15 protein-coding genes and 1 tRNA gene are annotated in these 14,273 nt (G+C 44.5%); 9 read left to right on the top strand and 7 right to left on the bottom strand.

The genetic code is table 11. The features are described 5' to 3' along the window. The 6 genes from HQ865_RS03375 to HQ865_RS03350 all read right to left on the bottom strand — a co-directional run bounded on the left by HQ865_RS03375 (window position 1) and on the right by HQ865_RS03350 (window position 5,856). Window positions 1–840 (bottom strand): cytidylyltransferase domain-containing protein, encoded by an 840-nt coding sequence (locus HQ865_RS03375; RefSeq protein ID WP_173413534.1) that lies wholly within the window; start codon window positions 838–840, stop codon window positions 1–3. 1 nt (window position 841) lies between these two features. Continuing rightward, complete coding sequence (locus tag HQ865_RS03370; RefSeq protein ID WP_173413533.1) at window positions 842–1,897, bottom strand: hypothetical protein; 1,056 nt, start codon at window positions 1,895–1,897, stop codon at window positions 842–844. 248 nt (window positions 1,898–2,145) lie between these two features. After that, window positions 2,146–2,874 (bottom strand): esterase family protein, encoded by a 729-nt coding sequence (locus tag HQ865_RS03365; RefSeq protein WP_173413532.1) that lies wholly within the window; start codon window positions 2,872–2,874, stop codon window positions 2,146–2,148. A gap of 37 nt (window positions 2,875–2,911) precedes the next feature. After that, window positions 2,912–3,523: a GDSL-type esterase/lipase family protein gene (locus tag HQ865_RS03360; protein ID WP_173413531.1), complete on the bottom strand. Its 612-nt coding sequence runs from the start codon at window positions 3,521–3,523 to the stop codon at window positions 2,912–2,914. 47 nt (window positions 3,524–3,570) lie between these two features. Then, window positions 3,571–4,392 (bottom strand): universal stress protein, encoded by an 822-nt coding sequence (locus HQ865_RS03355; RefSeq protein ID WP_173413530.1) that lies wholly within the window; start codon window positions 4,390–4,392, stop codon window positions 3,571–3,573. A gap of 36 nt (window positions 4,393–4,428) precedes the next feature. Further along, a complete protein-coding gene (locus HQ865_RS03350; RefSeq protein ID WP_173413529.1) occupies window positions 4,429–5,856 on the bottom strand; it encodes an inorganic phosphate transporter in 1,428 nt (475 codons plus the stop codon). A gap of 444 nt (window positions 5,857–6,300) precedes the next feature. Between HQ865_RS03350 and HQ865_RS03345 the strand changes: the two genes are divergently transcribed. From HQ865_RS03345 to HQ865_RS03325, 5 genes are all read left to right on the top strand, one after another. After that, window positions 6,301–6,822, top strand: a complete 522-nt coding sequence (locus tag HQ865_RS03345) for a hypothetical protein (protein WP_173413528.1) — start codon at window positions 6,301–6,303, stop codon at window positions 6,820–6,822. An 88-nt stretch (window positions 6,823–6,910) separates the two neighbouring features. After that, window positions 6,911–8,467, top strand: coding sequence for a glycoside hydrolase (locus HQ865_RS03340; protein ID WP_173413527.1), 1,557 nt, complete (start codon window positions 6,911–6,913; stop codon window positions 8,465–8,467). A 235-nt stretch (window positions 8,468–8,702) separates the two neighbouring features. Beyond that, window positions 8,703–8,776: transfer RNA gene (locus HQ865_RS03335), tRNA-Ile, on the top strand. A 118-nt stretch (window positions 8,777–8,894) separates the two neighbouring features. Beyond that, complete coding sequence (locus HQ865_RS03330) at window positions 8,895–9,524, top strand: HAD family hydrolase (RefSeq protein ID WP_173413526.1); 630 nt, start codon at window positions 8,895–8,897, stop codon at window positions 9,522–9,524. Window positions 9,525–9,526: 2 nt separating this feature from the next. Beyond that, a complete protein-coding gene (locus HQ865_RS03325) occupies window positions 9,527–10,006 on the top strand; it encodes a DinB family protein (RefSeq protein WP_173413525.1) in 480 nt (159 codons plus the stop codon). Here the strand turns inward: HQ865_RS03325 and HQ865_RS03320 are convergent. Further along, the gene (locus tag HQ865_RS03320; RefSeq protein ID WP_173413524.1) at window positions 10,003–11,205 is read right to left on the bottom strand and encodes a proline dehydrogenase family protein; all 1,203 of its coding nucleotides are present in this window, start codon (window positions 11,203–11,205) and stop codon (window positions 10,003–10,005) included. The genes HQ865_RS03325 and HQ865_RS03320 overlap by 4 nt on opposite strands. A gap of 68 nt (window positions 11,206–11,273) precedes the next feature. Between HQ865_RS03320 and HQ865_RS03315 the strand changes: the two genes are divergently transcribed. The 4 genes from HQ865_RS03315 to HQ865_RS03300 all read left to right on the top strand — a co-directional run bounded on the left by HQ865_RS03315 (window position 11,274) and on the right by HQ865_RS03300 (window position 14,246). After that, complete coding sequence (locus HQ865_RS03315) at window positions 11,274–11,480, top strand: RNA-binding S4 domain-containing protein (protein ID WP_173413523.1); 207 nt, start codon at window positions 11,274–11,276, stop codon at window positions 11,478–11,480. A gap of 2 nt (window positions 11,481–11,482) precedes the next feature. After that, window positions 11,483–12,565: a 3-dehydroquinate synthase gene (gene aroB, locus HQ865_RS03310; protein WP_237073736.1), complete on the top strand. Its 1,083-nt coding sequence runs from the start codon at window positions 11,483–11,485 to the stop codon at window positions 12,563–12,565. A gap of 581 nt (window positions 12,566–13,146) precedes the next feature. Continuing rightward, window positions 13,147–13,848: a TIGR02117 family protein gene (locus HQ865_RS03305; protein ID WP_202020445.1), complete on the top strand. Its 702-nt coding sequence runs from the start codon at window positions 13,147–13,149 to the stop codon at window positions 13,846–13,848. Further along, window positions 13,845–14,246 carry a contact-dependent growth inhibition system immunity protein gene (locus HQ865_RS03300; protein ID WP_173413522.1) on the top strand — a complete coding sequence of 134 codons (402 nt, stop codon included), beginning with the start codon at window positions 13,845–13,847 and terminating at the stop codon, window positions 14,244–14,246. Before HQ865_RS03305 ends, HQ865_RS03300 begins: the two co-directional genes overlap by 4 nt. The last annotated feature ends 27 nt before the right edge of the window (window positions 14,247–14,273 follow it).

The raw sequence follows: 14,273 nt of genomic DNA, 5'->3' as shown, positions 1-14,273 counted from the left end.
TTATAAAGATGTTATGGTGAGTTCAGGATCTGCTTGTTGTAACGACCGGGTTTGCTCCGGCGAAACGGTTTTCAATTCATCTAAATGGTGCCTGTACCAGTTTACACCGGCGTACTGGCGGTTCAGTTCGTATATTTCGGGCTTACGCTGCAACAGGTCGATGATATCCTGGCAGGTAAAACCATCGTTAACCGGGTATAATTCGCTGAATACCGCGTTGATGAAATCGTAGTCGGCTTGATAATCGATGGTAAAGCGGTGCGACATGGAATAATCCAAACCGGTTTCCCAGGTGATGTTGCCAGTACGGTATAATTGCGGGTTCTCCCATATGTATGGTGTGGTATGCTCCAGTTCCATCGGGCGGGTGGCATTTTCCCAGGCACTGGTAAGGCAGTCCATGGTCATAATTTCCACATCGTTACCATCGGGCCAGGTGGCGGGGTGCAGGTTGCTTACATAATCAAACTGGCCTTTGTGCTTAAAATAATAATGCAAAGCCTGGTCTATAACTGCCGGATCTATCAGGGGGCAGTCGGATGGTATTTTCAGCACCATATCGGCTTCATAAAGTTTGCCAACCTGGTAATGCCTGTCAAGCAGGTTATCAATGCTGCCCCTGTAGCAGGGGACATTTAGCTTCAGTGCCTCCTGTTCAATCGCATTATCCTCGGGCTGGGTTGATGTGGCGATGACGATGCTAACCCGGTGCTGTACCATTTGCAGCCGCCTGATCATGCGCGCCAGCAGGCTTTTACCCAATATGGACATCAGCACTTTACCCGGCAACCGGCTGGATGCCATGCGGGCCTGTACAACAATCACTATTTTTTGTGGCATATCACACCTCCGCTAATTCCAGCATTTCTGCCGGGTCTTCTTCTTCAACAATATCCAGGGTTATATTAGGATCAAAATCTTCCTTACTGCCTTCATGCACCATGTACCGACGGCATATGTCTGCAATATTTTCGGCGCTTGTACCCTCATTTTGCAATGGGGCAAGCCTCCGCAACTCATCAACATTAAACCACGAGTGCACTTTTTTACCCAATACAATGCCCGTATACACCACGGTAGAATACTGGGTAATGAGTTCGCAGCAATTGGCTATCATTTCATTGGTATTGCCCGATGTATAAACCAGGGTGCCGGGGGGCGCGTAACGGGCAATTTCTTTTTTCGCCCGTTCCATGTTTTCGTTAGGATGCAGCTTAAATAAAAGTTGGCGGCCTTTAGCGATGGCAACCGCTTCCTTAATAAAGGCGGGCCTATTCTCGTAACGGAAGGTTTCGCGCATATCGGTAGTGGCTACCATCACGTAATCACTGTGCGGGAAATCATTATCTGAAAAGCGGATAAGATTATCATAGTTAGGCATACCGGTTACCACGATCTTGCGCTCTTCGGTGCCGTTGGTTGTAAAATACTCACTGTATCCCTTTGAGGCCGCGCAGTAAACATCACACTGGTTGGTAGAGCCGTTAAGGGCCGTATTCCCGCAAAGAGCGGCCGGTAGTTTCAAGGCTTTAACTATTTTACCCAATAGTGTAAACCTGTCGGTCATACCTTCCTGCACCCAAATGGTTTTGTGCTTTTGCATGCGTGCGGGTACAACAAGGTCGCTGCAATAAACCACCAGGTCATAATTATTTAACCTTGCACCGTAGTCCATTTGCAAGCCGTGCTGGGCTAAATACTTTTCAGAATTAGCTTTGAACTGACCGGCCAGGATGGTGCCGTTGAGCAGGGAAGTATGTTTAATAAGAAATTTAACAAAGGGCGAATCGGTAAATATCTGGCTAAACCAACAATCAAATTCGGGCAATTGCGCCGCTATTTGATGCATTTGGGAGGTTTGATTGATAGAGCCGGTGATAAACAGAATTTTCTGCATGTAATATTAAACTAACCAGGTATTTGTACGCCACAGGCACTTAATTACCTGATAGGTTTAAAGGTAGAGACGGTGTTTTTAAATAAAGTAAAGCGTAGATTAACAAATAATTAAGCAGCTGAAATGCATTAAAAGTAAATGAATATTGACTTAACACTGACAATACATTAGCAGGCTGGTAGAAGAGTACCTTTGATAAGGTTTTAACAATGAGGCATTTGCAACCTTTAGGATAAAAAATACTGGACTTATAAATATATAGCAACCATTTGCCGCCATGCCCGGGCCTGGTGCGCTTCGTGCTCCCACAAGTACATGGTTGAATTTATGCCCTTTGAAATAAGAAGTTGATGCAGCGCCGTGTTGCTGTCTTTTACCACGTCCTCGTTCCCCACCACCAAAACCAGGTCGGTGTGTGAAAGCTCGCGCAGCAGGTTTTCGTCGGTAAGGTTGGGGAGGTATTGCAGGGGCATGTTAAAGTAGATGTTCTCGTCCCAGTAATTACCCAGCAGATCGTTATAATGCCCTATTTGCCGGGTAAGGTCGTAACGGCCACTCATAGCCACCACTTTTTTAAAGATGCCGGGATGCCTTAATGCTGTATTTACAGCGTGGTAGGCGCCCAGGCTGCAACCGGCAGCCACAATAGGCGCATCGTGATTTTTAGTTTTGATGAAAGGCAAAACCTCATCTAAGATATAGTGCTCGTATTGTATTTGCCTTTGGATACGGTAGTAAGGGTGCGCCACCGGATCGTAAAAGCTTTCACGGTCGTTACTATCGATACAGTAGATCTGCACCGATCCGTTTTCTATTTTCGGGCGCATGGCCTCAATCACTCTCCAGTTCTCGTAATCGTAAAAGCGCCCCATGCGGGCGGGGAAAAATAAGATGGAGTCGCCGCTGTGCCCAAAAACCAATAATTCCATGTTTTTTTGAAGCGCCGGGCTATACCATTGTAAGTAATTTCTATTCATGGCAAGGTGCTGCAAAGTACCTGATGCGATATGATGTTTATGTTAATCCGGGATGAAGAATTGACGAAAGTTTAACTTCAATTACGCTTTTCCAAAGGGTGTAGCCCGCTTTGGTGAGGTGCAGGCCATCCTTTTCAAAATAAATTTCGTTAGGGCGGCCGTCCTTTTTCAGCATGAGCTGAAAAATGTTGATGAAGCTCCAGTTCTCATCCTGGCGGATGATCTCGCTTTCAATAATATTATTGGTGTATTTCAGCGCGTCTATCAGGTCCCAGCGGGCCAGGCTTGGTTTAATGGAGATAAAAAAGCAGGGGATATCCCCAAACCGGTCTTTTATTAAAACGGCCAGTTGCTGAAAATAAATGAAGATCTCTTCGGGATGGCGGCCATCGCCCAGATCGTTATCGCCGGCATAAATTACGATGGCCCGCGGATTGTATGGAGCAACCGTGCGATTAAAAAACCAGGTGCAGGCGGCAAGCGTCGATCCACCGAAACCTAAATTAACCGGATCAAAGGCCGCGAAGTCATTCTCCAGGTCGGGCCATAACCTAAACGATGAGCTACCATAAAATAAAGTAACCGGGCGGTTTTTGCTTTGATTTATCTTGCTTTCCAGCCGCCTTACTTCATCCTCATACCAAAACATAAAAGCAACAAGTATTAAATATCAATGTAATGGATGAAGAAGAAACGCTATTCATGCAATACCAATATCGCCTTTACCGATTTATTCATCACCTGGTTTACCATGCTGCGATTAAACAAACGGTATACAATATTATGGTGATGCTTGACCAAACAAAGCAGGTCGGTATCGTGCGCTTCCACAAAATCAATAATACCGTTTAACGGCCTTGCGTTGTTAATATAATTAAACTCCAGCGAAGTATGTTTTATCAGGTCCTTCAGCTGATGCTCACGGGTTTCCAGGTATTTGCTATCTGATCGTTCAACCACGTAAAGCACTTTTATTTTTTCCGAGCCAAAAGCCCTGGTCATTTCGTTTAGCGCGTTAACGTCCTGGGCCGATAGCCGCGTTTCATAATCGGTAGCCAGCGTTATAGCCGGAACTTTTGAAAACTTGCTTTCCAGCGGAATGATCAGCGTGGGTATTTTCACCTTAGATACAATTATACTTACGTTACTACCTACAATACCCGTAATGCCGGTAGCGCCGGTAATGCCCATCACCAATAATTCAACCGGGTTCTCGTCAATATAACGGCCGATCACATTTTTCAGGAAGCCTACCGCGCAAAGCGTAGTTACTTCTACATCTTTATAAGCCTCGTTATCGGTATAAGCTACTACCCAATCTTTAAGTGCCTGCCTTTTATTGGTGTAGTAATCTTCAATAAAAATGGCGTTATAGGTATTATTGTCGATGCCCTCGGTAGGGTGTATGGCGTGTATCACACAAACTTCGGTAGCCAGCGTTTTGGCAAGTTCCATGGCATAAGCCATAGCATTGGCCGCGGCGGCAGAAAAGTCGGTAGCTACAAGGATCTGTTTCATTTTTTACAATTTTAAAGTTACCACTAATAGTCCGTTTTACACAAACAAATGGAAGAGCATGAACAGCAGGAATGATAACGCGATAGATACTGGCAAGGTAAGCACCCAGGCTATGGCGATGCTTTTGATAGTACCGTTATTTAAGTTTTTAGTACCATCCGACGCGACCATGGCGCCTGCGATACCGCTGGACAATACGTGCGTGGTACTTACCGGCAAGCCGAAGCCTGTACTTAGGCCGATGGTTGACGCAGCAACAATTTCGGCCGTAGCGCCCTGCGCGTAGTTAAGGTGCTGGTTGCCTATCTTTTCGCCAATGGTAACTACTATGCGCTTCCAGCCGATCATAGTACCTAAACCTAAGGAGAACGAAATGATAGCGATCACCCATACCGGGGCAAAATCGGTAACTTTAGTTAACTCCTCTGCCGACTGGTGCAACACGTCCTTATCGGCACTGCTGAAGCCGATATTTTTATCATCGCCCAATAAGGCTTTGGTGTTTTTAATTACTGTTTGTAACTGCTTGCGGAAAGCGAAGGTATTGGCCTTATGCTTTGGATCCTTCAGATCGATCAATGCTTTTGACTGGGTGATAGCCGACTTCATATCTGTGATCAGTTTCTGATCGGCTGTGGTGTTGCCGTTATATTTCTGGATGACCAATTCTGTTCTATTCAGGTTGCTTAATATATACTGATCTGGGATAGCATGATTGACCGCGAACTTGGCAGGCAGAAAAGCGATAAGGATAAGCATCAACAGGCCCACGCCCTTTTGCCCATCGTTACTACCATGAAAAAAGCTAACCAACGTACAGGTGGTGATCAGCAATAAGCGGGTTAACAGCGGTGGTTTATCGGTATCGCCCTGGGGAATATGGAACAGGTGCGCGGCTTTAAACACGTTCTTTAGCAGGTACATCAGCATCCAGGCCAAACCAAAACCTACCAAAGGTGAAAGTACCAGAGACGAGCCGATCTCGCCGGCCTTTTCCCAGTTAACGCCTTTGCTATTATAATATAAGGTAAATGCCAGGCTGGAGCCTATCATAGCGCCAATCAATGTATGCGAGCTTGAACAAGGGATACCCAAATACCAGGTACCCAGGTTCCAGATAATAGAGCCTAACAAAACGGCCAGTACAAAGCAGGCGCCGGTATTAACCGGCAGCGCCATCAACTCGTTTAAAGGTACCAGCTTTAAAATACCCATAGCCACAGCTACACCGCCTAAAAACACGCCCATAAAATTCCAAAGGCCCGACCATGGTATAGCATAGGCCGGTTTAAGCGCACGGGTATAAATCACAGTGGCTACCGCGTTGGCCGTATCGTGAAAACCATTCACAAATTCGAAGCAGACAACAGCGAAGAAGCAGATAAAGAAAACAAAAAGAATTGCGCCGCTTAAATCAATATCCCCGATAAAGGGAAGCGAGATCATTTGGAGGGTGTGCAACATTAGGGTTGGTTTATGAAAAACAATGCGAATTGAAGTAAAATAGCGCTTATTAGTTAAAACAACAGGTTACCAAATTGTTATATTTTGGTGCATTTAATAATACCGGCTATTTATTCGCCTGGTTGCAGGTAAGGGATCGAACCTAAAACATGCTCCTGACAGCTCCTGCGTGCAAAGCCTGTTTTGCTTTATTTTTTATAAAGAAAGGCTTGCCTCCTTTCCTATATCTAAACTATTAACTAAACTGATCTTATTTATTATAAAGAACTACCGGGCAAGTAATAAATCTGCGGCGAAGGTAGGGGCGTTACATTAGGTAAATAATAACTGAATGTTATGATAATGGGGATAACTTAACATTGTAAAAATGTTACAATGTAGCATAACAGGTAAAATGGTTATATAATAAAGCCTGTCAGGGATATTTGGTTAACTTTATTAGCGATGACAACACAAACCGAACGCGATCATATCATTGATAAGATCCTCAGCTTTTTCACAACCATCGGTCTTCCTTATCAACTGGAACCTGTTGAAAGCGGACCAGTAATGGCCGGCCTTACCATTAAAAACGGCGTGATGATTATTGACAAGGAAAGGCTATTATATCCCGGCGACCTCCTTCACGAAGCGGGCCATGTAGCTACCATGCCTCCATCCGGTCGACTTACGATGAACGGCATGCTGGGAAAAAAGACCGATATGGAACAAGCATCAGAAATTATAGCACAAGCTTGGTCATATGCAGCCTGCGTACATCTTGGCTTTGATCCTTCGCTGGTTTTTCACGAAGCAGGGTACCATGGGTCAAGTAAAAGCCTTATTGAGAATTACAGCGGGCCGTGCGCAACAGGAGTGCCACTTTTGGGATATTACGACATGACCCATACACACCAACAGGCAGAATTACTGGGCACACAACCGTTCCCGCATATGGTTAGTTGGATAAATACAAGTACAAAATGAAATAGCTTTGTTTGGATGTTAAATAAAGCCCCCATCCTACCGCATACTATAAAATTTAGATTTACATTTAATATGTTATCCTACCCAAATGTTTAAGAACATCTATTTTTTAATACTTGGCCTTGTCCCCGGCTTATCTGCTTTGGCCCAAACAGTACCGGCTAAACTATATACCGTTAGTATCAACATGAACCAAACGGCCCAAACCATAGATAATATCGGAGCTTCAGGCTGTTGGTTTTCGGAGGGAATAGGCAAATACTGGCCGTCGGAGAAAAAGGAACGCATTGCCGAATTATTGTTCAGCCAAAAAACAGATGTGCAAGGCGCGCCTTTGGGTATAGGGCTATCGGCATGGCGTTTCAACATTGGCGCGGGTACCTTTGAGCAGGGCGACAGCAGCCATATTAGGGATTTTAGAAGGCGTACCGAATGCTTTTTAAACCGTGATGGGACATACGATTGGACAAAGCAGGCGGGCTACCAGTTTTTCCTGCAAAAAGCGCATGATTATGGCGTACCCAATTTGATCGCCTTTTCAAATTCGCCCCCGGTGCAGTTTACCAAAAATGGCCTGGGTTTTAAAACCGAGCACGATTTTAAAGCTAACCTTAAAGACGATGATTATGATGCTTACACCAAATTCCTTACCGATGTGCTTAAGCACTTTGAAGATAAGGGCTTGCATTTTAATTATATCAGCCCGGTGAACGAACCGCAGTGGGATTGGTCGCACACGGATAAAAAAGGCGACCAGGAAGGATCGCCATGGCAAAATGGGGAAATATACCATGTAGCCCGATCGTTAAACTCCGCGTTGGATAAGGCCCGTGTAAACACAAAGATATTGCTGACCGAAGCCGGCAAACTCACCTATTTATACGGCGATAAAGGGCCGGCAGCACACCAGTTACAATATTTTTTTAGCGGTACCGGCACTTACAACCTGCGCAAACTAAATCATGTCCCCGCTATACTTGGCGGGCACAGCTATTTTAGCGAAACCAATGATAGCACCCTGATCGATACGCGCGCGCAGTTGGCCGGTCAATTTAAAAAACACAAGGTAAACTACTGGCAAACCGAATACTCCATGCTGGGCGATGGTTATAAAGATGGGGCTAAGGGCCGAAGAACAGCCATGGATTGTGCTTTATTTTTGGCTAAAGTGATACATACCGATCTTACGGTTGGTAATGCCACTGCCTGGCAATACTGGAATGCTTACGAACCAGGCAATGCCGACTTTGACACCCGCTACTATTTAATAGCGCTTAAAGCAGCGCCCGATTTTAAAGATGGCGAATTTACCGCTACTAAAAACCTTTGGGCGCTGGGCAGTTACAGCCGGTTTGTACGCCCGGGCATGAAACGCGTAATTACCAGCTTAAATACCGCCAACGATAAACTATTGATAAGCGCTTACACCGATAACAAACAATTGATAGTAGTTAGCATTAATTACGACACTACCGATGTGGCGCTAAATGTTGATGTAGCCAACGCGAAAAAGAAATACACCGTACAAACCCAATATTTAACTGCAAATGGTAGTGAGTTAAATATGGCGCCTTCGCCAAAACAAGCCTATGGGCAGCAAATTACTTTGCCGGCAAGGTCGATATCTACCATTGTTATTAATTAACAACTGATAAAATTAAGGCATTCTATATGGTTGCCGGGGACGGCAAAAGACCGATCTGCTTATTAAAGCTTTTTTGCCTGATAGCCGTCAGATATATTTTGTAATCCCCCTTCTTTTCACCCGCTTATAGTTTTTTAACGATGTAAAACAGCACGTTATAAAATAAATGAAATGCATTTTTGCAATTTGCCCTATTTTGCGTAAAATTGCAGCCGGAAATTACAAACCGATACCCGCGCCTATAGCTCAGTCGGTTAGAGTAGAAGACTCATAATCTTTTGGTCCCTGGTTCGAGCCCAGGTGGGCGCACAAAAGGAGATAACTAAAAAATAGTCGTCTCCTTTTTCTTTATCTCCTGTTTACATATCAACAAAACTTGGCTGTTTGCCTTTAGCTAATATCTTTGCCTAAACTATAACAAACGCATATGCAGCCCATCAAAAACATCATCTTCGATTACGGTAACGTCATCTTCAGCATAGATTTTTCACGCACGCAAAATGCATTTAATGCCTTAGGGGTCAATAATTCGGGCGAGTTTTTTGGCCACCTGCAACAGGACGCGATCTTTGACGCTTATGATAAGGGCGAGATCACTTCAGTCCAATTCCGCGACCATATCAGGGCCGCGGCAGGTAATAAAAATCTGAGCGACGAGCAAATTGATGCGGCTTGGAACAGTTTATTGCTGGGTATTGCCGAGGGTAATCACGACCTTTTATTGAAACTAAAGGGCAAATACCGCACCTTTTTAATGAGCAATATCAATGATATCCACTACACTCATATCATGAACTACCTGCGCCGCGAGTTCAATTTCGAGGGTAACGATCACCTGTTCGAAAAGGTGTACTATTCGCACCTGGTAGGTAAGCGCAAACCCAATGCCGATTTCTTTCAGCAAATACTGGACGAAAACAACCTCGATCCCGCCGAAACCTTGTTTATTGATGATAGTCCGCAACACCTGGAGGGTGCAAAAAAATTAGGCATCCACACGTACCTGATGAAAGCTCCGGATACGATCCAAAAATTTGCTAACGAAAACTTGTTGTAGTGATGGAAAACCTGCTGCAATTGCAATATCAAAATATACAGGGCGCCAGAGACGCGCTGTTTAGCTATTGCAGCAACATGGCCAGCGCCCATCTGTTTAAGCCTGTTGCCGAATTTAATAATAACACCATCGTTAGCCTGATGGTACATTCGGCCAATACCTATTTGCACTGGCTGGTATTTTTTGATACGCAGCACCCGGTTGAGTATTTTAACGATGAGGATATTAAAAGTATAGAACAGATCCGTGCCATCTATCAAAAAATAGATGAACAGGTGGCAATGTTTCTTGATAAATACAAGGCAGACTATACCCAGCCCATCACCCAATATCCGCGCAGCAGGAAGGCCCTGTTAAATACCACGCCTTTACAGTTGTTCACCCATGTTATCACGCACGAGTTTCACCACAAGGGGCAAATACTAACCATGAGCCGGCTGATGGGCTACATCCCGGCTGATACCGATGTGATCCGCACTTAAATACCGCGGCGCTTTTTCTCTTTGATGATCAGGTTCAGCTCGCGGCTCATTTGCCCGGCAATGGCCGTATTCTCCTGCGCACGGCGGAACAGGTACGGCAACACCGCCTTAACCGGCCCGTACGGAACATATTTAGCTACATTGTAGCCCGCGTTGGCCAGGTTAAAACTCAGGTTATCGCTCATACCCAGCAACTGCGAGCAGTAAACATGCGGATGATTGTGTGGTATCTGGTGTTCATCTAACAAAGCAGCCAGCATTTTGCAACTTTGCTCGTTATGGGTACCGGCTACTATTGCCAGCTTTTCAATGTTTTCAATACAGAAGTATAAGGCGGCATCATAATCCCGGTCGGCTGATTCCTTATCGGGCTGTATCGGCGATTCGTAACCTTTTTCGGCGGCGCGTTTACGCTCTTTTTCCATGTAAGCGCCCCGCACCAGTTTAGCACCAAGGATAAAGCCTTCGGCTTCGGCTACCGCGAAATCACTCATCAGCGATGCCAGCTTATCGTGCCGATACAGTTGGTAAGTATTATATACGATGATCTTGGCTTTATTATAAGCACGCATCATGTCAATGGCCAAACCGTCGATGGTATTTTGGATCCAGCTTTCCTCGGCATCTATCATGATGGGGACGTTAGCAGTAAAAGCCTTCTCGCAGATAGCTTTTACGCGTGCCTGTACCTTTTGCCATTCCATCTCCTCTTCGGCGGTAAGGGTTTGTTTGGCATCCAGCTTTTCCAGCAAACCGAAACGGCCTACACCTGTTATTTTAAAAACGGTTATGGGTACGGTTTTGTCGCCGGTGGCGCGGATGATGGTCCGGATGATCTCGTCGCGGGTTTCGTCAAACACCTGCTCATCGTCTTCGCCTTCAACCGAATAATCGAGGATGGTACCCACCCCGCCTGATGCCAGGTTTTTGATGGTGGGGTCGCATTCGGCAATGGTTTCGCCGCCACAAAATTGCTTAAATATGGTGGCCTTAATAATACCTTTTATGGGCAAGCCTATATTCATGGCAAAGTTGGTTATCGGCGGACCGATCTTTACCAAAAAATTGATATTTATGGCCCTGAAAAGCCAGTAGGCACGCTTCAGGTCGTTATTACTCGCGTGTTTAAACGCTATTTCGGTATTTTCAAATGATAGTTTACCCCCAACGGGATTCTCTTCTGGTTTATTGGTTATCATGGGCCAAAATTAGAAAATGCTTTTAACATAAACATTATTTGGCCGAATAGTTTATTTTTGCAGCACCTATGATAGAGTTTCAATTACAGGGCGAATACATTCCGCTGATACAATTATTAAAAGCAACCAACCTGGTAAGTACCGGTGGCGAGGCCCAGATAGTCGTATCTGAAGGATTAGTAAAATACAACGGCACTGTTGATTACCGCAAACGCCTGAAAGTGAAGCAACGCGACGTGATTGAGTTTGACGGCAAAAAGATCATAGTGATATAAGCATGGATACTTTAGACATTTCGATGGATACTATTAATAGCATCGGCTACCCTATATATTTTAACGACAGCCTGGCCGAACTGGCCGCCTTTATTGAAAGAGGCAACTACTCAAAGTTTTTTGTTTTAACAGATGAGCATACCGGCAAATTTTGCCTGCCTGTGCTGCAAAAATACCTGGGCGAAGATGCCAAATACGACCTGATAGAGATATCATCGGGCGAGGAAAATAAAACCATTGATTTTTGTGTGGGGATTTGGAAAATGCTGATCGATTTCGGCGCCGACCGCAATAGCCTGCTGGTTAATTTAGGCGGCGGTGTCATCAGTGATATGGGCGGCTTCGCGGCATCAACCTATAAACGTGGTATCGATTTTGTACACGTGCCCACTACCCTGCTTTCGCAGGTAGATGCGTCGGTTGGTGGAAAGACCGGGGTTGACCTGGATAGCATTAAAAACATTATAGGCACCTTCGCGCAGCCTAAAGCAGTGTTTATGGAGCATAGCTTTATCAGCACCCTGCCACCGCGCCAAATACTATCGGGCCTGGCCGAAATGCTGAAGCACGGCCTGATTGCCGATGCAGAGTACTGGAACGAACTTAAAATGAGCGACCTCAAATCGCCATCGGCCGGGTTGGTTTACCAATCGGTAAATATTAAAAACGATGTGGTTATTGAAGACCCCAAGGAAAAAGGCATCCGCAAGGCGCTAAACTTTGGGCATACCATTGGCCACGCGGTTGAAACCTACTCGCTTGAGCATGATGAAAACCCGCTTACCCACGGCGAAGCCATAGCGATAGGCATGATCTGCGAGTCGTGGTTATCGCATAAGCGCACCGGCTTAAGTATTGAGGAGTTGAACGAGATTGTAGAAGTTTTCTCTGGCTTATACCCCCGTTACACCATTGAAGCATCGTGCCACGGCGAGTTGTACAGCCTGATGCAAAAGGATAAAAAGAACCATGGCTCAAAGATCAACTGCTCGCTCATCAGCAGCATTGGCCGGCATGCTATTGATAATATTTGTACCGAAGCTGAACTTTGCAGCAGCCTGCAATACTATTCGTCGCTTGCCTAAGCGGATACGATTACCACAAATCAATAAGCAACAAAAAAGGCGCCTGGATCAGGCGCCTGTGTTTCGGCTTTTAGTAAAATTACAAGATAACGAAGTCAATTAAGGCTACGAAACCAATTATCGCAAGTATGATTCCTTGTAATTTTTGTTCAATGGTTAGTTTATCAATAGTTTTCATCTTTATGTGTAAGGACTTGCTATAAATATATCACATGTAATATTAGCATTACAATACTATACCTCACTTTTAGTAAAATTTCAAGAAAGGTTTAATATTATTTTGAAGCTCTTTTGTGTTGTGGCTTCCCAGGTAATAAATTCCCAACAAAATAACCGTATTGTGTACATTTAACACTGGCGTTTTGGCTAAATACGGGCCAGAAAATTTTTATTTTAACATAAAATACGCGTAAAATTCACATTGAGGAGTTTTTTGCTTTAGCATTATTAAGCAAAACTTAAATTTAATACAGGTATTTTTTGAGGTTTTAAGCTGGCTGTTTAAACAACTACTTGTCAAACAGGCCCATCATTAATAAAATAAAACGCTATTTTGGAGTTCCATTAACCTCATCGCCGTTTTGAATAAGATTGTAAAGAAAATACTGAAAACCATTGTCTGGACTATCGGCAGTTTACTGGCTTTTATTATACTTTATCTATGCTCAACCTATATTCTCTCGCATATCAGCACCAACAAAGAGGATAATGTTACCGCCGATGTTCCCATCTATATCCTTACCAATGGTGTGCACACCGATATTGTGGTACCGGTAAAATATGGCCAAACCAACTGGAGCCACGAGATAAAGTTTAGCAACACTATCAGCAAGGATACAACTGCCACGCTGATTGCTTTTGGCTGGGGCGATAAGGGTTTTTATCTGAATACACCCACCTGGGCGCAACTCAAGTTCAGCGTAGCCTTTAAGGCAGCAACCGGCCTAAGTACATCCGCTATACATGCTACCTTTTACAAGAGTTTAACCGAAGGCCCCGATTGTCACCGGATATGGATCAGCAACAGCCAGTACGCGCGACTATGCAGTTACATACAAAGCAGCTTCAAAACCGATCCGGCCGGACATACCATCAATATCCCAACCACGGCCAACTACAACAACAACGATGCTTTTTACGATGCTAAACGTCGTTATAACCTTTTTTACACCTGCAACACCTGGGCCAACAACGCCCTGAAAGCAGCCGGACAAAAAGCCTGCATATGGACGCCATTTGACAAGGGAATATTTTATATGTATAAAGATCAGCCTGCCAAATGAAGCTTGAGCAAAACTGGCGGAGTAAATCGGTAACAGTACTTGAAAACAGCGATTATGGCGACCCGGAAACCGCTCCGACACCGCTTGTAAAACGCTGCCTGGAATATGTGCGTATACCTGTCGGTAATTTAGATATCGAACAATTGCGATTACTTATTGGCCAGCAAATTGGCTTGCCCTATTTAATTGTACAAGCGTTAACCCATCTGGAAAAAGATATACTATCGGAGGGAGATTTTTATCCGGGTGATTTATTAAAAAGTATAATTTCGGTTGATGTTTTGTTTTGGAAAGCGCATTCTGATTTATATAGACAGCTAAAAACGCTTATCAAGAAAAACAAACAAAAAATAGCCGGGGAGGGTATTAACATTACCTCATTTTTGAATTATCAATAAACACATCCGGTAAATCTCCTTTTAATA

Source organism: Mucilaginibacter mali (assembly GCF_013283875.1).
Taxonomy (GTDB): Bacteria; Bacteroidota; Bacteroidia; order Sphingobacteriales; family Sphingobacteriaceae; genus Mucilaginibacter; species Mucilaginibacter mali.
This window is presented reverse-complemented; position numbering and strand designations above follow the sequence as displayed.